Origin of the sequence: Francisella sp. Scap27 (assembly GCF_013394105.1) — a bacterium.
Classification (GTDB): domain Bacteria; phylum Pseudomonadota; class Gammaproteobacteria; order Francisellales; family Francisellaceae; genus Francisella; species Francisella adeliensis.
The window spans coordinates 1,295,395-1,319,692 of the sequence record NZ_CP041326.1; the positions used below are offsets into that span (position 1 = coordinate 1,295,395).

Genomic DNA, 24,298 nt, shown 5'->3' on the forward strand with positions numbered 1-24,298 from the left:
TTAATGTGTTTGTTTTGCTCTGAGTATTTCGTATTGACTATCTTTTTTTACTAAAATTACACTAGGTTTTAAGTGTATAAACTCATTATTTCTTGAAATATTGTAAGCTCCTAAGCCATCGACTAAAACATGATCGCCATACTCAAGATGTGGTAAATAAGTTTCAGATAATAAATCATGTTGCATGCAACTAGGCCCTAGTAGAAGAGTTTTTTTATTAGGCTGTTCTATTTGTTTTGTGTGATAAATAGGGTGCCTATAAACAGATGTTGTTGGAGCTATATGTATACCAGCATTTGTTATTAGTGTTTGATATTTATTATCTTGTTCTCTTACTCCTACTATTGATGTGATTAGGGTGGTAGAGTAGTCAACTAAACTTCTACCTAGCTCAAAGATAAGCTTTGTTTGATTGTTTGTTTTTGCTAGGTACTCTTTAAGTGGATTAATTACGGTGCTTGCATAAATCTCAAGATCAAAAGGGGAGTAAGGTTCTATTCGAGTATCATCTAGTCTAGGGCTTATGCCTGCTAATCCTCCGCCAAAATCAATCCAATCTAATGTTTGGTTATATTTGACAAGAATAGTTTTAGCTAGTTTTGCAATATTTTGAGACATTGCTTCAAAGCGAGATAGATCACGAATATTTGTACCAATATGACAATGTATACCTGAAAAATTCAACTCAGGAATGTTTTTTATCTTATCAATAGTTTTGAGTATCTCATTATCATGACTCTGTGTATTTGTCAGAGGAAAACCAAACCTTGACCAGTTTTCAGCAGTTGTATTGTCGCAGATTCTTATGCCAATATTTACCTTAGTTTTGAGTTTTTTAGCAATTTCAGCAATACGCAATATCTCACCAAAATGATCACAGTTTATAATGCTGTCTGATCGGATAGCTTTGATTAAGTTTTTATCTGTTTTATAGGGACCATTAAAAATAATCCCCTCTCTATTGAGCTTTAGTTTTTCTATAAGCTCGAATTCATCACTAGACACGACCTCTGGAATAAACCCATTGTCATAAAACCTTTTTATAATGCCTGATAGTGACTGAGTCTTTACAGAGTACGCGGCGATACTATTTTGATAGTGGTTTGTAATTGTCTTTTTAAATAATCTAGCCCTGTCTAAAAGAGCTTTTTCATTAACTATAAAACATGGAGATCCATATAAATGAGTTATTTCTTCTATTTTGTTTTTAGAAAGATTTTTAAAGATACTATTTGAAGTTTCTAGTTTAGACACTGGCTAATTCCTTATTATTTAAATTCAATTTTTGTTGGTCAAAAAGATAAAATAAACATGCGTACATAATTACTAAGAGTAGATAAATAAATGAAGTCAGATAAAATACAGTCTGCATATTACATAGTTGAAATATCATTCCACCTAAGAAAATACCGGATAAATTTCCAAATTTAGAGAAGGTGTTGCAATACCCGATTAAGTGTCCAAAACCAGCATCTTTAGCACGACAAGCTAGGCTAAATAGACAAGGTAGAGTCCCTGCGAAAGAGGCCCCTAATATAAGGCGTGCAATGATTATGAGATAAATGTTGTGAGTGGTAGCATGTATGCTTATTGCGATAGCTGCTAGCATAAATAAAGTTATAAAATAACCACTAGCAAAGAAGTATTGCTTATCAATCTTTTTAAGTAGTTTGTCAAACATAAGTCCTAAAGGAGCAGATATTAGAAGTAAACTAAAAGCAGGTGCAGCGTATATAGCACCAATAACTATAGGACTTGAATTGAAGAAATTTTCTGCATAAATAGCAAAGAAAGACTGTGGTAAAAATTTGGCTGTTTGAGCTAAAAATATACTTAGGAAAATAACAGAAAAATAAAAATAAGTAGAAGTATTTCTCTTTGGTTGTTTTGAATGTATGTTTTTATGTCTTTTTGATTCAAAGGGGGAGTTTACTTTTTTTAATTTCAAGCATAGTACAGTAAACGTTAGAGTTGCTGCAATAGCACTGATTAAAAAGATTGTGTTATAACTAAAAATACTAGCAAAAACACCGCCAACTAATGGGCCTATTGCTATACCTATAGCTGTAGATGATTGTAACCATGCTAAGACTCTACTTCTATATTCTTTTGAAACTAGTACCACAGCATAGCTTTGTGAGGCTAGTAGAAAACCAGCTATTGCTCCTTGGATAAAGCGTAGAGTTATAAAAATTACAACACTATCTGTAAAATAGATCAATAGTTGAATAACAGCTAAAGCACCAGCAGCTCTTAGAATCATGGTTTTATAGCCGAATCTATCGCCGTATTTGCCCCAAAATGGAGAGGAGATTATTGCTGATATAAGAGGTAGTGCGTATGCTAGTATGCTCCAAGTGTTCGCTGAAAGCAGACCAAAGTTACTAAGTGAATGTAAGTATATTGGTAAGAAAGGGTTGCTCATTTCCATAGCAGCTATTACAACAAGCTGACAGCAGCATAGTAATATGATTTGAGATTTTACTATACTATTCATGAAGCATTTTTAATGGATTTTCTAAGTTAACATATATATCTCCCTGCATGTCATCTTTGTCGCAGTCAAGCCTGTCATTTAAACGCATTCTTGTCAAAGCTTTCATAGACCAAGGTTTTTCAACTATTTCAGAGAACTCTTTGTTATATTTTTTAACACTTATTCTGTCTTTTAAAGCTATAAAACGATCTTCAATTTCTTGCCTTACGATAAGCCAAAAATCTTCTTCATTTATTTTATAGTGAGAACTTAACTGTAGTATTAGCTCACCAAGGTTACTCTGTAAGCAAGCATGTATTAATTTTCTTCTGGTAATAGACTGAGAGTCTGTAAATGTCAGTGAAAAAGTATCTTTAGGAAGCACTATGCCCGCATCTTTTATACTTGGAATATGAAGTCGCATCCCACCCAGATCTCTGATCATAAGTTTTTTAGGAAGGTTGTCTTCAAAAACAACTAGAGTATTTTGCTGGTGTGCTTCTAAAGCAATACCGTATAGAAGATACAAATCTAAGCATGTAGTTAGTGTTATTTTTGCATAAGTTCTGAAATATTCTAAAATTTCTATAGAGCTTTTATAGTTTTTTGAATCTAAGATATCACAGATTAGAGATTGGCTATTTGGGGTCTTTACAAATAAACTTGCCAGTGGAGAAGCAATTTCATTAGTACTTAGGTATTTTTCAGGGTTTTCTCTAAATATTGCTGAAAGTTGTCTGATGTCATCCTTTCTGCAAGCTTTTTCAGTATGTATGCCCACAGTATCAGCAAGTATATTCATGCTTTTAGCTATTTGAGGCTCTTTGTCTAATATATCTAAAAGAATTCTACTTACTCGAGGACCTGTTTTAACAGATTCAGGAGAGACGGTTCTCATAACACTTGTTGCGTGAATAGCCACTGGCAACTTTATATGAGGTTCAATTAAGCCATCTTTATTGGATGTAGGAAGCATAGTTCTAAAAGACATACTCGGTTTTGTAGTATATTTACAGTTATCTATGATTAGTAATTGTTGGCAATTCATTAGACACTTGTGTTTTTCTGGTAGGATATGCGCAGCTTGCCATGGGTGAATTGGGATCATTAAATAGTCATCACTATCTAAGCTTTTTTTAGCTAATTCATCACACCAAATACTATGCTGATTAGGATAATTATTTATAACCCATTCTTGGTAGGTTGTTTCTAAACTATCCATGATTTCTGTATGGGCAATATTTTTATGTATAGCACCAAAAATTATATCTACCTCAGCCTGAAACTCTGGGGAGTATTGTATATTTTCAAACTTACTAAGACCTAGCCTTGTTTTTGATCCTGGGTGATAGATGTGACCAACAGCTCCCCATTGCTCTAGAAATGAAAATTGCTCATTTTTATTTAATGAGTTACAGATCCAACTCCAAAGATTAGAATGACCAGATGAGTTAATATTATTCATTAACTGTTTCTGCCAGAAACTTCGGTATATATACATATAAAGCTCATTCTCGAATGAATTATTTAGCTCTAACTCAAACTGTTTCCAATCTGCTTTATTTATTTGAGGGTTATTAGTTTTTGTCCAGTTAAGTAGCTCCTGAAGAGTATTAATCTCACGAATATTTTTAGAATCGTTATTTACAACATAGATATCTCTAGTAAATAGAATTCTGTTGAGACTAAAAGAAGAAGCTTTTCTTGTTTGAAGTGTGTTTTTACTCTCTTGATCATAAAAAAATAAATTATCTTCAGTTGCTTTAACTTTTCCCAGAAGTCCTTCTCTATAGAAACTTAAAGCAACTCGATTAAATTGTTTATTTGCCGTATAATTTTTAAGTTTTTCTAAACCTAGACCTATCTCTCTTATTGTTAAGCCAATTAAATCTAAAGAATCTATATCTATTGGTGCATTTGTATTATGAAATTGCTCGCGTTGCATTTGTTTTATCCCTTTATGATAATGATACCGGTTATCATTATCATAAAGATAAGATGGAAAAGCAACTTTTTTTTGCACTTTTTTTAAGTATCTAAAATATCAGTTTGAGATTTGTTTCTGAGAAGAAGGAGAAGGGGGCTGGAAAAGGATTGGTTTATTAGTCTTTACGGCAATTTTTGCAAATAACATATATATTTAGACTATGATCTACAATCTCAGCTCCAATTGATTCAACAATCCGTTTTTGTAGTTCTTCAATTTCATCATTGTAGAACTCTTGTATTTTGTTACATTTAACACAAATTATATGATCATGATGATCACCTTGATTTAACTCATACATAGCTTGATCATTTTCAAGCTTTAAACGGTTGATTATGCCAACGGATTCAAACTGTGCTAATACTCTATATACAGTCGCAATACCGGTATTGCTTCCTTTAGATTTGAGTATAGAAAACACATCGTCAGGACTCAGATGTTTATCCTTATTTGAGTTAAATAATTTAAGTATCTCTAGTCGTGGTTGTGTGACTTTAAAGCCATATTCTTTTAGGTCAATATTCTGAGAACTCATTTTTTATTAAATATAGTAATGTACTTTGATAATAAGGTTATTGTAAAAGAGTATTTATGTAAAGGTTTTTGGACTCATCGCATAGTTTAGATGTGTTTATTATTAACTATTTTGTTATAAAAGAGGTTTAGAACGATATATTGTAGTTAGATATGACTTAGTTAAGTCAAACAACGAAAGAGGAGCATAGCACTTAAATATTAAACTTAATTTAAATATGATTAAGTTTGTGGTATTATATAATTAATGTTGAGGTGGCAATATAATTCTCTTTTACAGCGGAGCTCTTGATAATATGTCTTACTACTTATAGGGGTTACTGAATATGAAAAAATTAACAAGTATAGCTCTAGTCTTAATAGTATCTTTATCATATTTATATGCAGGTGTTAAGGATTCAACACCAAAGATAGAGAAACTTTATAGCTTTCTTAATAAGGAGTCTAAAGTAGACTTAATAAATACATTTTCAAAACCTTCACCTGTTAATGATGATTCTAACTGGATAGTGAGTACACCGAATTTATGGGGCAAAAATCTAAGTGATTATGAAAAAACATTGGTACCTAAGAATGGTTATGAGCTTTCTCCTACTTTGAAACTACCTATGTGTGGTAGTGATAGTGACTGTAGTGGGTCAGCAACTTGTCAACAGTTATTAAATAAAGAAAAAGTTTGTGTTACTTTTCAAAAAGATATTGTTAACACATTATTTGATTTTATTGTTTCTGCACAACATAGTGTAGATGTAATAGTTTTACAGCCTTTTGATTACTATAACCAGACATCTTTTACAAACGATGCTTTTACAGAAGTTTTAAAACAATCATTCCATGAATTATCTAAAAAGGCTACACAAAATAACCCTATAACTGTCCGTCTGTTGCAAGGCCATTATAATGTTGTTACAGCACAAAATAAATTAAAAGATGAAAAGCAAGAAAATTCACTATCAATAGAACATTGGCAGTACACTTATTTAAAGGAGTTGGTTAAAGGTATTGATAACCCATATTTTAATGTCTATGTTGCTTCACAATACGCAGGATTAACATCTTGGAATCACGGTAAGATAATTAATGTCGATAATAAGAAAATCTTAACGGGAGGTATGAATTTATGGGGTACAGACTATCTAGAATCAAATCCTGTAAATGACTTAAGTAACATAGTTAATAATTCGCAGGTAGCTCAGAGCGCTACTGAATATATGTCATTATTGTTAGATAATAAAACTAATAGTCTATATTGCGATGCATTTTATAAAAATAAGCTACAAGTCAATTTGTGTCCCCTTCAAGAGAACAACCTGACACCATTGCATGATACCACAAGTTCTAGTGATGATTTAGTTATGGCTGTAGGTAAGTATACTAATGAGTTGCCTTCAGGTTATAATGATAATCAAGCAGATCCCTCTGAAGTGGCAAGAATTTATGCTTTTCATAACGCACAGTCTTCTATTAAGATGAGTCAGCAAGCTATTTTAGGTTTATTGGGGACATTCCATTCACCTAAAGAAATGCAACTAAAAGGATTAGATCCTTTAAAGGACAAAATTTCTGTAATAGACTCTTTAGCTTTTGCAATAAGCAACAATGTAAAGGTGAGCTTAGTAACAGCAAATTATTTGGGAATTAACCCTGCAGCAGGATATACAAGTTTTGTTGATGCGGATAGTTTTTATCAAGTGCTATATAATGCTCTAGTTGGAAGAGGTTATTCCAGTAGTGATGCTAAATCATTGCTTAAAAATAATTTTGAGTATAAATATATTGCCTATGACAAAGGTAATACTAATGTTGATGGTTTAGATATAGGAAATCATCAGAAATTCTGGATGGTTGATGATGACTTATTTTATATTGGGAGTCATAATATTTATCCGTCAGAACATCAAGAGTTTGGTGTAATAAGAGGGTGTAAGTCAGGTTCGCAGTGTAGTTCTGCTGCTAAAATCTTAAAAGATGTATGGAACCCTATGTGGGAAAATAGTAAGAAAGTAACACTTACATTGCTTGAATAATATTCAATTATTGTGCTTAAATTTATAAGTTCAGATAAAGCAATTCAATTTAGCATTTTCATTTGGTAAAAGTTATGTATGATCCTTGCTTGTAGGGTTAGAGATACATCCTTGGTAGTCAGATTTTAGAAATACCAAGTGTTTTTTATCAAATTTGGGTAATATAATTACAGTTCTATCATGTTCGTCTGTATAAACTGTTGCTGAATCGGTTTCAATAACGACATTTCCTTTCATTATCATGGCTGTACATTCCGAAGTGTCATCACTATCAGGTGTTTTTTGTAAGCTTTCTTTTGCAAAGCTAACCTGAGCAAAACATATTAGAAACAAAGATATAAGCGCCATATTTATATTAATAAGGTTTATATTTTGAAACATAATTTCTCTTAAATTGATCATTAGCAATCTCCAACTGTTTGACACTAAGCTACCTTAGTACTTAAAAATATACAACTTTTTATACAGCACTTTTTTGTTAGGAAATATGAAAAAATTAACAAGTATAACTCTAGCCTTAATAGCATCTTTATTATATACAGATGTTAGAAATCGAGGGTAATCTTGGACATGAGATAAGCTTATATTCATGATTTATGAAAGCATGACAAGAGGAGATATTAATGATTTAATTTGCAAGAAGTGGAACTAGTTAATTAAATATTTCTAGCTAATACAATTAATATCAAACCAATAATATATGTGATAAACATCAATGTAATTAATTTATTTGTTCCTTTAGGAGCCAAAGCAAATTCTTTCCAAATAAACACACCCCAAAAAGCAGCTATCATCGTTGCACCCTGGCCAAGACCATAAGAAATTGATGGTCCAGCAACGCCAGAAGCTATAAAATTAAGACATGATCCTAGTCCCCATATTACACCACCTAATATCCCTATAGTATGTAGCCAGAGGTTGCCTTGCTTAAAATAATCACTAAAATTTAATCTCTTTCCTGAAATAGGAAACTTTATCATCCAACTATTAAATATAAAGTTTGATAAAAATATTCCTAGAGCAAATATGAAGCTAGCAGTATAAGGTGTCATCAAACCAGGTGTAGGGTTGCTAAAATCACTAGATATAGCGTGTATAACTAGCGGATAGAAGAAGCCCATAAGTATTCCTGAGATGACTGAAACTAAAATACCTTTGATTACTTTATTGTTTTTATTGTTGGAAATACGTTTATAAATAATAGCATCAATTACGATAGCTATAAGCACGCTAAGAACGCCCAGGGATAACAGTATAGGTTGGCCTAATGGTTGAGCAATATAGTTTACTATAACACCAATCACAAGAGCTAAACCGATAGCTAAAGGAAAGGCAACAGACATGCCTGCTATGTCTATAGCTGCCACAAGAAGAATATTAGCAAGGTTAAAAACGACTCCTCCAGCAAAAGCATAAAAAAAGCTCTCTCCTGAGGCTAACCAAATATCTGAAAAGAAACTTCTTCCTTCAGACCCAAAACTTCCAGCAGTTATTGCTAGTACGAATGAGATTATTAAAATACCAATAGCATAATCCCAGTAAAATAGTTGAAAAGACCACTCTTTTTTTGAAAGCTTTTGAGTGTTTGCCCACGACCCCCAACATAACATTGTTATAATGCATAAAAATACTGCTACACCGTATGAATGTATTGCAACCATATAAACTCCTTTGTGATAAATACACTAATATGTATTGGATTGGTATTAAATAATTTTTTCATTAAAAAATAGGTTTAACTCAGTAATTGTTGGAGCAGAGTTCTCTGCTCCTTGAATAGTTACTGCTCGAGCCGATGCTTTATTTGCTATTTTAATGGCTTGCTCAATGCTAAAACCTTTGTCAAGACAGTGTGCTAAACTGCCGTTAAAAGTATCACCAGCAGCAGTAGTATCTTTGACATCAACCTTTGTAGAGGGGAAGAGTTCTTGAGTACCATCTTGCTTCGACAATAAAGCTCCACTTTCTCCCATGGTAATAATTACAATATTGACGCCTTTCTTATGAATAACATTAGCAGCAGTTTTAGCTGAAGTTAGATCTGTAACTTCTACCCCAGCTATAATGGATGCTTCAGTTTCATTTGGGGTTAGAATATCTACTTTTTTTAGTAAATTATCTGGAAGTGTTTGAGCTGGAGCTGGATTTAGTATAAATGTGTTTTTTTCTGTTAGTATATCGGCTAAGTACTCAACAGTATTTAAAGGTATTTCCAGTTGTGTTAGGACTACTGAAGAAGCAGATATATATGGTCTATTTTTATCTATAATTTCTTTATCGACTTCAGCATTTGCACCCATAACAACGTTGATTATATTTTGACCAAAATCATCAACTGTTATAAAAGCTAAGCCTGTTTTAGATTTAGAGCTTTTTTGTATGGTGGATATGTTTAGACCTGTATTTTTGTAGAAGTTTAAGAGGCTATTACCAAAACTATCATCGCCTAGTTTTGTTATGAAATTCACTTCAGCCCCTAGTCTTTTAGCAGCGACTGCTTGATTAGCACCTTTTCCACCACAAAATTCATCATAATTTTTACTAATTATAGTTTGACCTTTCTGTGCTAGTTTATTTACTTTAACCACTAAGTCGCGGTTAGCACTTCCTACTATGGATATAGACATGTTTATATTTAATACTAGAGATTTGAAAGCTATTATAGCTTTTAAAGAAAGGTTTCTATACTAAAAAATATAGCATATTAAGGTATATCTACTTGAAAACTATTATTTTGATATAAGGTTTAAGAAAAAAATATTTCTTTACAGCTACATATTTAATTGATATTGATTAATACTTTAAATAGAGACTGAGCAGTTTCTACCTCTACTCTTTGCCTTATATAAACAATCATCAGCTCTTTTGTAAATTTTATCTGCTGTGTCACCACTCTTAACTTCTGTAACGCCAGCACTGATCGTTATAGTTTCATTTTTAATAACTTTTAATTCCTGCTCCACAAGAACTCTTAGTTTCTCAGCAACTCTATCAGCATTTTTTAATGAAGTATTTTTAAGAATTAATGCAAATTCTTCTCCACCTATCCTAAATGCAGAGTCAATATTTCTAATATTTGAAGTTATTAACTTACTAAATTCTTCCAAAACTCTATCTCCTATCAGGTGACCATAATTATCATTAACCCTTTTGAAGAAATCTATATCAAAAATAATCATCGAAAAAGGTTCTTTAGTGTTTTCGAATATTTCTAAATTCTTATTAATTTGATTATTATATGATCTTTTGTTGTTGAGTTTGGTTAAGTCATCTATAAATGCTTGTTTTTTAATAGTGGTCATTGCTTCAGAAAGATCTGTATTATCTACAGTGGTCATAAGTAGCTGTCTATTATTAGGCATTAATGCTATAGATGACATTAGTCTTTTAATTTTACCAGATTTGGTTAAACAGGTGTGCTCAAAATTTTCATATACTAATTTTACAGCCACTTTTTTAAGAGTAGACTGATATTCAGTTATAAATTTTTCATCAGTAAATTCAAATGTACTCTTACCCAGAAGCTCTTTGTCAGAGTATTCTAAAAATTCACAATATTTGTTGTTCACAAACTCATACACACCATCTAAGCTTAGTAAGCTAATGCCTCCTAATGCTGTTTGGAAGATAGCTTCTAATTGTTCATTTTGTTCAATAATAGTTCGCTCATTTTCTTTTTGTTCAGTAATATCTCTAGCTGAAGCATAAAGCAAGCTTTGATTATCTATATTTATTAGGTTAGCTGTTATATAAGCTATATATTTAGTGTTATTTTTTCTAGTGTGAGTTCTCTCGACCTCTATTGGTCCTTGCTTGAGGGCTTCTATGAGCTGAGAGTATTCTGCTTTATCAATATCTTTATCCCAATCATATACATTAAGATTCTGCATTTCATCAGCTGAATAACCCAGCATTTGTTTAGCTTTTTCACTATACTCGACTAGCTTACCATTGTAATCCATTATAAAAACACCATCAGAAGCTAACTCTAAAATAGTTTTATACTTAGTCTTTTCGCTTGCTAAAAACTTAGTTGCTAAATCAGCTTGATTTATGTTTTTTGTATCAACGATGCGTTGCGATGCATACAAGTATTTTTCACCATCAATAAGAACACCTTTGGCATTTATTTCCACAGTTATAATAGAGTTATCTTTTTTCTTATGTTTCGTAATAAAAGTTTCAGGGGTGTCAATTAGTGATTTAATTATAGGGGTAGGCTCTGCACTTGCTGCGATAGGGTCCCAATCACAGACATTAAAATTAAGCAACTCATCGTAATTTTCATAACCCAGGTTAATCATAAAAGTCTCACTGTAAAAAGCAAGATTACCTTCTGAATCTATAATATGGGTTCCATCAGGGGAACATTTGAGCAAATACTCTAACTTTTCTTTTGATAAGCTTAGCAACTATAAACTCTATTTATCAATCAACTATAAAATATATTTTAACAACTAATTTAGAAAAAGTATTTGTTTTCGACTATATTCTAAGGTTCTTTAATTCGACCTACTTTCATAATAAACAACATAATATCAGCACTTGTCTTATTGTAATATTAGTCGTTTTAGTTAAAGTTGGACCAATAGCTTTTACTCTAATTATTGGATTATTTAAATATATTTTCGTGTAAATAAATATTTTTAACTAACAACCTTACCGTTTCGATCAATAAGGACAAATTTGTCGTTATCATCGGTGTTTTTTTCATCTGTAAATGTAGTAGTTCTTATTCCGCTAGAATTACTTGGTTCTGATGAATCTTGAGAGTTACTACCGTGTATTAGATCATTGGCTTGCTGTTGAGCACTTTGCCAGTCGCCACTAACTTTACTTTCTGTATTTGAAATCTCATTCATTAATGATGAGATTATATCATCTTCACCAGCTGCGGGAGGGTTGATATAGTTTACAGCAGGTACTGATACTACAGATATGCATATATAAACTACCAGTTTAAAAAATTTGCTCATCGGGCATAACTGTTGTAAGTATCTAATCGCTATCAAATAAATAATAGTAGCTAAAACAAAAGCTACAATATAATTAGTCATTTTAAACCTCTTTTTTAGTAGTTTCTTATTTTATTAAAAACCCTTTTAAGCTTTTGCTCATCTTTTTCACCAGGTTTTGATTCAACTCCAGAGTTTATATCATAAGCAGAGCATTTTAACCCTATAGCTTTGCTAATGTTATTTGAGTTTAGCCCACCAGATAAGATGATATTTTTTTTATCTTTTATAAGCTCCCAGTCGAAGCTTTTGCCAGTACCACCAGATTTACCACCTATTTTAGTATCTAAAAGATGGTAATCAATATTGTCTAAAAATTCAGGGATAGATTTGTCAACACCGTATGCTTTCCATAGTTGGCAGTTTCTATGTAGTTTAGCTTTTAAGTCATTAATATATTCTTGGCTTTCATTTCCATGTAGCTGTATTGCGTTTAACCTTAACCCATAGGCAGTATCAACCACTTCTTTAATCGGAGCATCTGCAAATACACCTATATAGTTTAGTTTAACTTTTCTCGCTATTTTTTTGGCAGTTTCAAAATCTATATATCTTGGTGATTCTTTTACAAATATAAAGCCACCATATACAGCTCCAGCATTATAGGCTTTTTGAGCATTTTCTATATTTGTGAGGCCACATATTTTATTGAAACCGTAAACAATCTTCCTAACAGCAAGTTCGAGATTTTTTTCTCCCATAATTGAGCTACCGATTAAGAATCCATTTACAAAACTTCTAAGTTCACGAACCTCTTGATTTTTATAAATACCAGATTCAGAAATAATAATAGTTCCTTTAGGTACCTTAGGAGCCAATAATCTAGTAGTGTTTAAATCAACAGAGAGGTCTCTAAGGTTGCGATTATTTATTCCAATAACTTTGGCCTTAAGTTTTATAGCTCTATTTAATTCTTCTTCATTACTAGCTTCTGTTAAAACGCCCATGTTAAATCTATGGGCTACTTTTGCAAGTTTTTTATACTCTTCATCTGTAAGTACAGAAAGCATTAGTAGTATAGCGTCAGCTTTGTAGTATCTTGCTAAGTATATTTGATACTCATCGACCATAAAGTCTTTACATAATACAGGTTGCTCGACTTGATCTCTTACAATTTCTAAATTAGCAAAACTACCCATAAAGAACTTTTCATCTGTAAGTACTGATATAGCATTTGCATAGTTCTTATATACGCCAGCAATCTCATTTAAATCAAACTTTTTACGGATGAGCCCCTTAGATGGAGAGCCTTTTTTGCACTCTAATATGAAAACAGCTTGCTCAGAATCTAGTGCTTCATAAAAACTTCTATCTGTTTTCTTTACATCTTCTTTAAATATCTCTAGAGGAAAAAGTTTCTTCTTAGTAAATAACCATTTTTTCTTTTCTTCAACAATCTTCGCTAGTATGGTTTCCATCTTTTTTAATTAATGCAATTTTAGTTAGGGTAATTCTAATGGAAATGAGAAAAAATTTCTTTGTTTCTGTGAAACTATTTTCAAAATAGTAATTCTTCTAAGATAATTACGATTTATACTGTTAGTTTTATACAATAATTGCACAACGGGATCTGCATGTTTTTTGGCAATATTTATTTATGGTAGTTCTTTTGAGAAAGTAGCCAAGAATACATAATTGTTGAGGTAATAATAAAACATAAAAAATATAATGGCTGTAATAAAACTCCGTACTCATTCACATAGCCTATAACAATAGAAAATGCCATATAAGCGAAAATACTGCAAGAAGAGGCTAAAGAAATCAATACTTTTCGAGCTTTATATTTATAACTAGTTACAGAATAAAACAAAAACATTACAAGACTAAGTATTAGTACCAGTACTAAAATTTCTACTTTTGCCTGTGCTAACATGTAGGTGATAAATAAAAACATAAAGTAACTTAAGACCTTGCCACAAGGTACTCTAAATTGCTTACTGCTTTTATGTTGTGCGGATTCATTTGATTTAAACTTTGTATAAGATACTGGAATTGCGACAACTGATAATAATTGAAAAACTGTAACAACAATTACAATATCTTGCCAATTCTTAAAAAACACAACAACCCCCATACAAACTAAAATAGTGAAGATAAGAGAGCGATGAGAAAAATTATAGATAGGGTGTGTTTTTTTAAAATATGCTGGAGCTTGATTGTCCTCAGCCATGCCTTGTAACATACGGCTTGCCGATGCAGCATATACTACCCCTGTCCCAGAAGGGCTAACCATAGCATCTAGATATATAACAGTTGCCCATATAGCTAATATATTTATTTGGAAAAGTAATAATAATTGAGCTAAAGGTGAGTTGAAATCTAAATGAGCCCAACCCTTTGCTACCATCTCTACAGGTAAAGCACCAATAAATGCAGTCTGTAAACCTAAATATATAGCTAATATAATGAAAATTGATGCAGCTAAAGCAATTGGAATATTTCTTTTGGGGTTATCTAATTCTGAACTAAAAGTAGCAAGTATCGCAAAACCATAGAAAGAGTAAAAAATTCCAGAGTCAACCACAGTACTGAAAATATTTCCATAACCGTATGGTGCAAACCCATGAGAAGTGAAATTACTAGTATGAAATGCTGCTACCATTAAAATTATTACAGTTGAAGTAGGAATGATGATTTTAAACAATGTAATAACATTGCTAACTTTAACTAAAAAACGGATACCCCAAAAATTTACAAGAACATATAAGCTTAAAACTAAGATGACAAGGAGTATCCCTATATTTGTAAGGTTGCTATCAACATATATATAAGGTTCTAAAATAGGGAATGCCGCACTTAAATATTGGATGGTTGCTGATGCTTCAGATGCAATAGTAACAACGAGAGCTAACCAGGCAGCACTTGATGTTATAAATCCAAAATCTTCATTTTTATGGCTAATTGTAAAAAGTCTAGTAAAAAAAGACGTTTCTTTAGTATGTGAACATGTCATCTCTGCTAATAACAGCGATAAAATAAGTGCTAAGATTGCACCGATAATCCACGATATATATGCTGATGGTCCAGTATTCTTTGCAGCATAATATGCTGCAAATAACCATCCACTTCCTAACATGCAAGTTATACCAAGAGCTATGGTTGATATAAGGTTTGGTTTTTTCTTATAGTAGTTACTCATAATTTCTAATATCCTTAATTTTTTTCCATCCAAGAATTAATAAGTTGTAAAAACTTATGAGAACATTCAGGTAATTCACGCTTAGCATGTACAAGTAGATGCGATTGCCCCATGATTGAACCTTCCGTTGTTGTTTTTAAAGCTATAAGCTTATTGCTGTTTAATTCTTCAGAAACAACAAATTTAGGCAAAAATGTAATTCCCACACCTGATAAAGCAAAGTACTTAAGAGTCGAAATAGAGTTTGTGGTTAAAACAGGTTTTAAACATACATTTTTCTTAATTTCAGTTTTTGCAAGTAAGCTTCGGATACCAAAATTATTTTCTTGTAATGCAATAGGGTATTCACCTAGTTGCTTTAGGGTGATGTTCTTCTGTGATGCCGCTAATTCATGCTCAGGTGAGGCAATAGCATAAACAGGCTGATCAGCAATAATGACTGAATTAATGTTTTGATTCTCAGATGGGTTAAATGCTAAAGCTATATGAGACTCTCCCGTTTCAATTTTACGCAGCATATCATTTGTGCTATCAACACTAATAGAAATAGTGATTCCGGGGTATTTGCGATTAAAATCAGGAATAAAATTCATCATCAAATCTGTTATAAAACCTTCGCCAATTGATAGTTTTATATGTCCAGACTGTAGCCCTTGTAAAGCCTGCAATTTAGAAATACAAATTTCTTTATCAAGTTGTTGCTTATGATAAAAATCAAGCACAGTCTTCCCAGCTTCAGTAAGAACAACACCTCTATTGTGTCTTTGAATTAAAGTGCAAGAAAGTTCTTGCTCCAATAAAGAAATTTGACGACTTATAGATGATGGTGAAATATTTAGTTTATCAGCAGCAGATCTAATAGATCCTAAACTGATAACTTGGTAAAGATATATAAGTCTTTTACTGTTTAAATACCTAAATTTAGTAATATGCTTCAAAGCCTAACTCTCCTATTTGAAATCACGAAGTGATACATACTTTTTGAACTAAATTAACCCAGTAGTTAGCACCTAAAACAAGAATATTATCATTAAAGTCGTAAAAAGGATTATGTAGTCCAGAAGCACCATCTTTAGTTACTCCATTTCCAATCCAAATATATGCACCTGGTCGTTTCTCTAACATAAATGCAAAATCTTCTGATCCCATGCTAGGATGAGAGAATGAATCTACATTATCGTTACCCACTAAAGAGGTTGCAACATTGGTGCAAATCTCAAAATGCTTTGGGTCATTGATTGTCGCAGGATAAATTCGTCTATAATCAAGGTTACCTTTAGCACCGAAAGATAAAGATAAACTTTCTACCTGTTGCCTCATTCTATCTTCTATTTTGTTTTGAATTTCAGCAGAAAATGAACGAACTGTACCAGATAGAGTAACTTCATTAGGTATTACATTATAGGCTTCACCGCCAGACATTTTTGTAATACTAATAACTCCTGATTCTAAAGGAGGTATTTCACGGCTAACAATATTTTGAAGTGAATTAATAAGTTGTCCAGCAGCTGCAATAGGATCAATGCCTAAATGTGGCATACCAGCGTGACCTCCTTTTCCTATAATTGTGATGTCAAAGAGATCCATACCAGCCATAACAGGTCCATTATGTGTCGCAAATTTACCTTCTTCAAGTCCTGGCCAATTATGCATGCCATAGACAGCATCGACATTAAAATCATCAAATAAACCATCTGCAATCATTGACTTGGCACCAGCTTCTCCTTCTTCTGCTGGTTGAAAAATAAATACCACAGTACCTGAAAAATCAGGTGCATCCGCTAAATATTTTGCTGCCCCTAGCAACATAGCTGTATGTCCATCATGACCACAAGCATGCATTTTTCCATCATGGTGAGAGCAATGAGAAAAAGTGTTTAATTCTTGTAAGTTCAACGCATCCATATCCGCTCTTAAACCTATTAAAGGACCGTCACCGAGTCTACCCTTTAATGTTGCTACAATTCCTGTAATAGCTAGTCCTCTTACAACATCTAAACCAAAACTAGTAAGTAATTCTGCCACTTTAGCAGAAGTTCGATGTTCTTCATATGCTGTTTCTGGGTGTCTATGGATGTCTCGTCGCCAATCACGCATAGCTTTATGCAATTCACTTTCTAGTAAAATCATAATGTATAAATTCCTTATATAGTATCTTGATGTATCTCGATAATAGTATTGCCTGCATAGTGAGCAGGTATTAGTAAGCAGTTATCAGTAGTTTGAACATATTCAACTTTATTGTTATCAAGATGTGATTTAGCTTTACTAATAGACTTAGTACTAACACTAATAGCTATACCACTTGGAAGTTGATCATCAGTCAATGGGATATCAACGCCTGCAAAACGCTCATTAGCTTGAGGTTTAGATAAAATCTCAAATACTCCTCGATCTGTTTGTACAGTCATATAGCCTAGTTTATTTTTGGTTATTTTATCAGCTCCATAAATACCACAAAAATGCGAGTATAAATCATCTGGATTATGAGCAGCATACGAGACACTTGTAATTCCGTTAGCACCATTTGGATGCTCCATCCATTCCTTCATCCATATTGTTTCTGGGTTATGTTGATGGCACAAAAAGTGTGAAATAGATGGAAATTTATTATTAATTAGCATCACTAAAGACACACAAACCTCTGTTGTTCCATTTGGTAAGTGAGCAGTTCTACGAAAATCAACAATACCTAAGTTTTCAACCTTATTATTTTCTAATGATTTGTGATCTTCTCGTGCGTCTGTACTATGTAGAGCAACCAATGAAATACCTTCTCGACGACTTATAGAATCACTTATAAATCTACCAAAAGTAAACCCTTTTTCATTTGGTAAATCTAATTTAGTATCATCATATATACTAATTACTTCAATAAAGTTCTCTGGAAACATCAATAAATGATTATCTGTACCCCAGGGATGATGATGACGAGGGTTAATAAAGAAACCTAAACGGGTAAAATCTTCAACTGCTTTATCTATACTTCTTACAGCAACTAGCGGATGATCAATTCCTAAATGATTTTTCTTACTCATAAAATTTACTTCCTGATGATTTAATTAAGACTTATTTATTGTACTTATTGATTTTGATATACTTCCAATCATTGTATCGCCTGCTGAAACAGGTTTAATAACGACAGCTCCACTTGCTATTTTAGCGCCTTCACCAACTTCAATATTCCCTAAGATTGTAGCTCCAGAACCGATAAATGCATTTTTACGAACTTTAGGGTGGCGGTCACCTTGAAGTTTTCCTTTTCCTCCAAGTGTTACACCATGAAAAATTGTCACACCATCTTCAATGACAGCTGTTTCTCCAACGACAATTCCAAAGGCATGATCCATAAAAACACCTTTACCAATAATTGCTGCAGGGTGGATATCAACAGAGAATAATGATGTAACCTTACCTTGAATATAGCTAGCCATAGTATAGTTATTTTTAGTCCAGTAATAATGAGCAATACGATAACATTGCAACGCTAGATAACCATTAAAGTATAGTAAAGGGGTGTGATGATCCTTAATTGATGCATTTCCAATTAACTGACATAACAGATCTTCTTTCGCTGATTCTGCAATATTTGGACATTCCTGCATTATTTTTAGTATATTGCTTTGCCATTCCTCAACATACTCTACAGAGTCACTCAGTTTACTAGCAATAATATAAGCAAGAGCTTTCTCTAAACTATCGTGTTGAATGATATTTTTTTTATAAAATTCAGAAAGGACCTTATGCTCATCTACCATAGATTGTGCTTCTTTTAAAATAACACACCATAAATTATCAGCATCTATAACTCGTTGAAATTCACTCATTATGTTATACCTCTTTAAAAAATCATTATTTATGCAGAGTAGCCAAATTTAATACTAGAATCTTTAGCTGTTTCAACCCATACACTTTTCGTTTGAGTGTATTCTAGTAGACCTTCATATCCACTTGAACGACCATACCCACTTTCACCAAAACCACCAAAAGGAGACATAACATTAATAGCCTTATAACAGTTTATCCAAAATGTTCCAGCCTTAACAAGTGATGACATTCTATGTGCTCGCCCTACATCAGCTGTCCAAACTGCACCAGCTAATCCAAAGCGACTATCATTGGCGATAGATACAGCATCATACTCATCATCAAACGGAATAACAACAACTACAGGACCAAAAATTTCTTCTTGGGCAACCTTCATAGAGTTGTTAACACCAGTAATCACTGTTGGGCGTAAAAAGTAGCCTTCTTCACCACCTGAAACTTCAGGTTTATTACCACCGCATGAAATGGTAGCACCTTCCTTCACACCATCAGCGATCATGCTATTTACATGATTATATTGCTTTAAATTGTTTATTGGTCCAACCATTGTTGTTTTTTCCCAAGGAAAGCCAACAGAAAGTTTATTTGATGCACTTACAAGTCTCTTAACGAACTCATCATATACACCACGCTGAACTAATAAACGAGAACCAGCTACACAGCTCTGTCCAGCAGATGAGAATATAGCCGCTTGTGCACCAACAATAGCATCATCTAAATTTGCATCATCAAATATAATGTTTGCAGATTTACCACCTAGCTCTAAAACACAAGGAATAACCCTTTTTGCCGCTTGTGTCGCAATAATACTACCAACTTTATGTGACCCAACAAAGACTACTTTTTTGACAGCTTGATTGGATATAGCTGTTTCACCCGTGGTATTTCCAAGACCATTTATAACATTTACAAGACCTTTTGGAATTCCAGCCTTTTCAATAATTGAAACTAAAATAGTTGAGCTTAATGGAGTTAGCTCAGAAGGTTTCAATAACACTGCATTACCAGCACATATTGCCGGTGCTATCTGCCAGCCTGCTGTGAAGATTGGAGCATTCCAAGGTGTGATCTGAGCGACAACACCGTAAGGTTCATGACGAGTATAGTTCAAATGGCTTGTTGGTACAGGAATTACTTGCCCCGTCATTTTGTCACACCAGCCAGCATAATACTCAAACATATCTGCTACTTTAGCTACTTCTACAAGACATTCTCTTATTGGTTTACCTGCAGAAATTGCTTCGAGATTTGCTATTTTATCTGAGACATTACGAATGCTTTCACCGCACTTATACATTAGTTGAGCACGATCTTTAGCAGTAAGCTCCCACCATTTTTCTTGTGCTTTGGAAGCACAGTCAGCAGCAGCATTGACTACATCACTTCCAGCATCTTTGTAAGACTTAAAAACTTTTCCAGTAGCTGGGTTAGTTAGTTCAATAACCTCTCCTTTACCTTGAACTATTTCACCGTTTACCCAACTACCAAATGTAGTAGAACCAAAAAAATCAGTTAGTAAATTTTCAATCTGTTTTTCGCCATTTTTTTCAACTATCAAACTCATGTCTAAATCCTATTTGTTGTTATTTACAATACAGTTAAAGTCATATTCATTAGGAATATTGTCCTTACTTTGAGCCCATATTTCTGATATTTGTTCAGATACTGGTAACTTCATGTCCATTTCGCCAATTAAATTTTTTGCTAGGTTAACGTCTTTACGCATCAGTTGCATAGTAAAGCCTGAATCAAATGCATTATTTAAAATCCAACGAGGATAGTTAACTTGGCTTATCGCACTACTACCAGAACCAGCATTCAAGCCTTCTATTAGTTTTTCAGCATCAAGACCTGCCTTTTCACCTAGTGCTACAGCCTCTGAGGTAGTAACAAGATGTGCAGCACACAAAAGATTGTTAATAAGTTTTGCTATATTGCCATTACCAGATTTACCTAAATAAATGATTTTAGATGTTAGAGCATCCAAATATGTTTCAGCACGTTTAAAAGCAGACTCTTCACCACCAACTAGCATCAGCATAGTACCACTTTTACTTCCAGCAGGACCTCCACTTACAGGACAATCTAACAATTGGTGACCAAAACTACTTAGTTTACTTGCCAGCTGGCGAGTAATTTCTGGCTCAGAAGTTGAAGTATCGATGATAAGAGTATTAGGTTTTGCATTTTTAATAATACCTGCAGGACCTTCAATTACTTGTTGGACATGCTTAGACATTGGTAGTGATAAGATGATTATGTCTGCTTTAGAGCACAACTCTTTAACATCATCAGCTATAACAACACCTATCTCTTTAGCTGCAGCTTTCTTGCTTACATCAAGATCTGTTCCTATAACAGTAAACTTATGACGCAATAATGAACAGCACATACCATAACCCATATTGCCTAGACCAATAATACCTACATTTTTTTTAGTCATTTTTATAAACCTTTTTTAATTTTACAAATATCTATAACTATCATCATAAACAATTAAAATGCTCATAAAAATAACTAAAAACAAATCTTGTGTGCTAAAAAACGCAACGCAGATGAGACATAAGATACTGTATTTATTTATTTTTTTATATTATAAATTAGTTATAGACAGTATTTATAAATGGAATTTTCATGAAAAAATTTTTAGTTTTACTAGCAAGCTCAGCTGAGTGGTACGAGTTTACGGTTTACTCGTTTTGTGCGGTATATATTGGAGATGCATTCTTTCCTGAGTTGAGTAGTCCTTTTGCTAGCTTTTTAGCAGCATTTGGTGCATTTGCAGCAGGGTTTTTAGCTCGTCCAATTGGCGGATTAATTTTTGGCTATATTGGAGATAAAAAAAGTAGGACAACTGCTCTAGCTTTAGCCGCATTCTTTATGGGGGTTCCTACCGTAGGTATGGCACTTTTGCCATCTTATGCAACTATTGGCATATTTGCACCATTAATATTAGTAATTTTTAGGATATCACAAGGTATAGCAATCGGTGGTCAATCTAGTGGATCACTTGTGATACTTGTTGAGAGCGAGAGTACAATGTATGGTAAATCAAAAGCAGGTGTTAATTTTGTTACTAGTGCAATGGGAGGTGTTTTGCTAGCAATAGTAAGCTTCCAACTTATAGGATATTTTATTCCTGAAGAATCAATGGCTAACGGTGGTTGGAGAATACTTTTTGCAATAGCTATTATTCTAGTAATCATATCTTTCTTTATTAAGCACAGTAAAGATGAAGAAGAAAAACCAGTAGCGAGCAATATAAAGCTTAGCTCTACGATTTTAAAAAATTATAAAAGTATTATTTTCATATTTGTATTGAGTTTTCCTGGGTCTGTTGTTGCATACTTTCAAATTACGATGCTTCCAAATATTGTTAAGCAAGTTTTAGGGAAAACAAATGTAAATGTATCAGTTCTAACGACAATAAGCATAATCGTTTTCCTTATAGCTTGTCATATATCTGTAAGACTAACAAAATACTTCAGTATTAAAAGCGTAACAACATTTGGTTTGATATTAATGCTTGTGCTGTCTTTACCAATATATCAGTTATATAAGATGAATAATGAATTACTGATATTATTCTTTGTGGCTATGGCAATTGTTTTTGGTGTATTCTACGGTAATATCATGGTTATTTTCGCAGAGTGTTTACCAAAAGAGATCCGCTATACAGCATTTGCTTTGGCTTATAATGTTGGTTATGGAGTATTTGGTGGATTATTACCATTTGTGTGCTTCTACTTAGCAGGTGAAATTTCTGATTATCTTGCAATAGCTGTAATACCTGTAAGTGCTTTGGTAGGGCTATACGCTTTACATTTTCTTGATCCTAATAAAAACAATAATAACTATACAATGAAGGCTTCAGAAAGCATCACTTTAACACCTGTTACCCCTCATGCTCACCACTGATCTTAACATTATGAAGCAGATATAGTTGATTGGCTATTTTTCATAAACTAAAGTCATTGGCTACTTCAAGCTTAAATATCACAAGTCTAAATCAAAATATCTGTAAATCTGAATATGATTTTGAAAGTTTATAGTTTTCATAACTATTTCTGATGTAAAATAACTTTATACAGCCGAATATACATTGTGGTAAAAGTTATCTCTATCAATAATAATTATACTAAAAAAAGATTTTCTAATCCTACAGGTAGTCCTGTGCGTAAAGGAGGAAGTAAGGATCTTTTGAAATTTGTTTTTTCTTCGATGTTTAAGAAACATAAAGAAGTTTTCCCCAAAGATCATATTTTGCCAAAACAACAAGCTTTAGAGCAGTTGAATAATGCTGATAACTATAGTATCACTTGGTTAGGGCATGCTGCTTTTTTGATTAAGCTTAATGATTGTTTTATCCTTACAGATCCTTTTTTGAGTAAAAATGCTGGACCTGGATTTTTAGGTCCAAAGAGAGAGATAAGCTCTCCTCTAGACTTAACTGAGCTTCCAAAGATTGATACGATTATCATTAGTCATAATCACTATGATCATTTAGATTCAAAGGTTATAAAAAACTTTCCAAATAAAGAAAATATCAAAGTGATAGTACCTCTTGGGCTTAGTAACTTTTTTATCAAAAGAGGGTTTAATCATGTAACTGAAATGAACTGGTGGCAACAAATTGATATAAATGACATTACTATAGGTTGTTTACCTTGTGTTCATTTTTCTGGTCGAGGGTTATTTGATAGAAATAAAACGCTATGGGCTAGTTTCTCAATCAAAAATAAAAGCAAAAAGATATGGTTTTCAGGTGATACCGCTTATGGTGAAATTTTCAAAGAAATTGGTGAAAAAGAAGAGGGCTTTGATCTAGCTTTGATAGGAATAGGAGCATATGAACCTCGTGATTTTATGTGCTCTGTACATGCTACCCCAGAAGAAGCAGTTCAAATAGCTAAAGATATCAAAGCTACAAAAACGATAGGTATGCATTGGGGAACTATTAGGTTGACACCAGAACCTTTTTTTGAGCCTCCTAAAAGGTTTAAGCAAGCTGCAGAAGATCAAAAATATGGTCAAGAAAACGCTTTGATTTTAAGAGTTGGTGAGACTATAAAAATATAGTTTTATTTTAGATATTTTTTGAAGATCAAACAGAGAACATGTTTTTGGTGCAATTACCCTGCTAATTACACTGTCAGAGTATCTAATGTATGGTTATAATTAGTATATTAACTATTGTTAGGCATTAAAGAGAGTGCGTGTCACTTATTAATTTCCGCCCGAATGTAATGTTCAAGCCATTTTCGATTTTTGCTCAGCTATAAATGAGCGCGG

Annotated in this window: 20 protein-coding genes; 3 read left to right on the top strand and 17 right to left on the bottom strand. The window is 32.9% G+C overall.

What is annotated here, in order from left to right:
* The 4 genes from fslC to FLM55_RS06310 all read right to left on the bottom strand — a co-directional run bounded on the left by fslC (position 1) and on the right by FLM55_RS06310 (position 4,998).
* Entirely contained in the window at positions 1-1,254 is a 1,254-nt protein-coding gene (gene fslC, locus FLM55_RS06295) for a rhizoferrin biosystnesis N-citrylornithine decarboxylase FslC (protein WP_178948511.1), read from the bottom strand.
* Complete coding sequence (gene fslB / locus FLM55_RS06300; protein ID WP_178948512.1) at positions 1,247-2,497, bottom strand: rhizoferrin export MFS transporter FslB; 1,251 nt, start codon at positions 2,495-2,497, stop codon at positions 1,247-1,249. Before fslB ends, fslC begins: the two co-directional genes overlap by 8 nt.
* Positions 2,490-4,421: a rhizoferrin biosynthesis protein FslA gene (fslA, locus tag FLM55_RS06305; RefSeq protein WP_178949083.1), complete on the bottom strand. Its 1,932-nt coding sequence runs from the start codon at positions 4,419-4,421 to the stop codon at positions 2,490-2,492. The genes fslB and fslA overlap by 8 nt, the downstream gene beginning before the upstream one ends.
* Positions 4,422-4,578: 157 nt before the next feature.
* The gene (locus FLM55_RS06310; RefSeq protein ID WP_178948513.1) at positions 4,579-4,998 is read right to left on the bottom strand and encodes a Fur family transcriptional regulator; all 420 of its coding nucleotides are present in this window, start codon (positions 4,996-4,998) and stop codon (positions 4,579-4,581) included.
* 325 nt (positions 4,999-5,323) lie between these two features.
* Between FLM55_RS06310 and FLM55_RS06315 the strand changes: the two genes are divergently transcribed.
* On the top strand, positions 5,324-7,024 hold the full coding sequence (locus tag FLM55_RS06315; protein ID WP_178948514.1) for a hypothetical protein: 1,701 nt from the start codon (positions 5,324-5,326) through the stop codon (positions 7,022-7,024).
* Between the two features lie 72 nt (positions 7,025-7,096).
* On the opposite strand, the gene FLM55_RS06320 is transcribed toward FLM55_RS06315, so the two are convergent.
* The 13 genes from FLM55_RS06320 to FLM55_RS06380 all read right to left on the bottom strand — a co-directional run bounded on the left by FLM55_RS06320 (position 7,097) and on the right by FLM55_RS06380 (position 21,449).
* A complete protein-coding gene (locus tag FLM55_RS06320) occupies positions 7,097-7,426 on the bottom strand; it encodes a hypothetical protein (protein WP_178948515.1) in 330 nt (109 codons plus the stop codon).
* 254 nt (positions 7,427-7,680) lie between these two features.
* Complete coding sequence (locus tag FLM55_RS06325; RefSeq protein WP_178948516.1) at positions 7,681-8,685, bottom strand: multidrug DMT transporter permease; 1,005 nt, start codon at positions 8,683-8,685, stop codon at positions 7,681-7,683.
* Positions 8,686-8,730: 45 nt separating this feature from the next.
* Positions 8,731-9,651: a ribokinase gene (gene rbsK / locus FLM55_RS06330; RefSeq protein ID WP_178948517.1), complete on the bottom strand. Its 921-nt coding sequence runs from the start codon at positions 9,649-9,651 to the stop codon at positions 8,731-8,733.
* A 174-nt stretch (positions 9,652-9,825) separates the two neighbouring features.
* Positions 9,826-11,328: a sensor domain-containing diguanylate cyclase gene (locus FLM55_RS06335; protein WP_178948518.1), complete on the bottom strand. Its 1,503-nt coding sequence runs from the start codon at positions 11,326-11,328 to the stop codon at positions 9,826-9,828.
* A 342-nt stretch (positions 11,329-11,670) separates the two neighbouring features.
* Positions 11,671-12,081 (bottom strand): hypothetical protein, encoded by a 411-nt coding sequence (locus tag FLM55_RS06340; RefSeq protein WP_178948519.1) that lies wholly within the window; start codon positions 12,079-12,081, stop codon positions 11,671-11,673.
* Positions 12,082-12,095: 14 nt separating this feature from the next.
* The gene (trpCF, locus tag FLM55_RS06345; protein WP_178948520.1) at positions 12,096-13,457 is read right to left on the bottom strand and encodes a bifunctional indole-3-glycerol-phosphate synthase TrpC/phosphoribosylanthranilate isomerase TrpF; all 1,362 of its coding nucleotides are present in this window, start codon (positions 13,455-13,457) and stop codon (positions 12,096-12,098) included.
* Between the two features lie 173 nt (positions 13,458-13,630).
* A complete protein-coding gene (locus FLM55_RS06350) occupies positions 13,631-15,178 on the bottom strand; it encodes an APC family permease (protein WP_178948521.1) in 1,548 nt (515 codons plus the stop codon).
* A gap of 14 nt (positions 15,179-15,192) precedes the next feature.
* Positions 15,193-16,116 carry a LysR family transcriptional regulator gene (locus FLM55_RS06355; protein ID WP_178948522.1) on the bottom strand — a complete coding sequence of 308 codons (924 nt, stop codon included), beginning with the start codon at positions 16,114-16,116 and terminating at the stop codon, positions 15,193-15,195.
* Positions 16,117-16,138: 22 nt separating this feature from the next.
* Entirely contained in the window at positions 16,139-17,308 is a 1,170-nt protein-coding gene (locus FLM55_RS06360) for a M20 aminoacylase family protein (RefSeq protein WP_178948523.1), read from the bottom strand.
* 14 nt (positions 17,309-17,322) lie between these two features.
* Complete coding sequence (locus FLM55_RS06365; RefSeq protein ID WP_178948524.1) at positions 17,323-18,216, bottom strand: VOC family protein; 894 nt, start codon at positions 18,214-18,216, stop codon at positions 17,323-17,325.
* 24 nt (positions 18,217-18,240) lie between these two features.
* On the bottom strand, positions 18,241-19,005 hold the full coding sequence (gene epsC, locus FLM55_RS06370) for a serine O-acetyltransferase EpsC (RefSeq protein WP_178948525.1): 765 nt from the start codon (positions 19,003-19,005) through the stop codon (positions 18,241-18,243).
* 29 nt (positions 19,006-19,034) lie between these two features.
* On the bottom strand, positions 19,035-20,570 hold the full coding sequence (locus FLM55_RS06375) for an aldehyde dehydrogenase family protein (RefSeq protein ID WP_178948526.1): 1,536 nt from the start codon (positions 20,568-20,570) through the stop codon (positions 19,035-19,037).
* 9 nt (positions 20,571-20,579) lie between these two features.
* Positions 20,580-21,449, bottom strand: coding sequence for an NAD(P)-dependent oxidoreductase (locus tag FLM55_RS06380; RefSeq protein WP_178948527.1), 870 nt, complete (start codon positions 21,447-21,449; stop codon positions 20,580-20,582).
* A gap of 191 nt (positions 21,450-21,640) precedes the next feature.
* On the opposite strand from FLM55_RS06380, the gene FLM55_RS06385 reads away from it, so the two are divergent.
* Together FLM55_RS06385 and FLM55_RS06390 are read left to right on the top strand one after the other, a co-directional pair.
* Positions 21,641-22,924, top strand: coding sequence for an MFS transporter (locus FLM55_RS06385; protein WP_178948528.1), 1,284 nt, complete (start codon positions 21,641-21,643; stop codon positions 22,922-22,924).
* 186 nt (positions 22,925-23,110) lie between these two features.
* Positions 23,111-24,085, top strand: a complete 975-nt coding sequence (locus tag FLM55_RS06390) for an MBL fold metallo-hydrolase (RefSeq protein ID WP_178948529.1) — start codon at positions 23,111-23,113, stop codon at positions 24,083-24,085.
* The last annotated feature ends 213 nt before the right edge of the window (positions 24,086-24,298 follow it).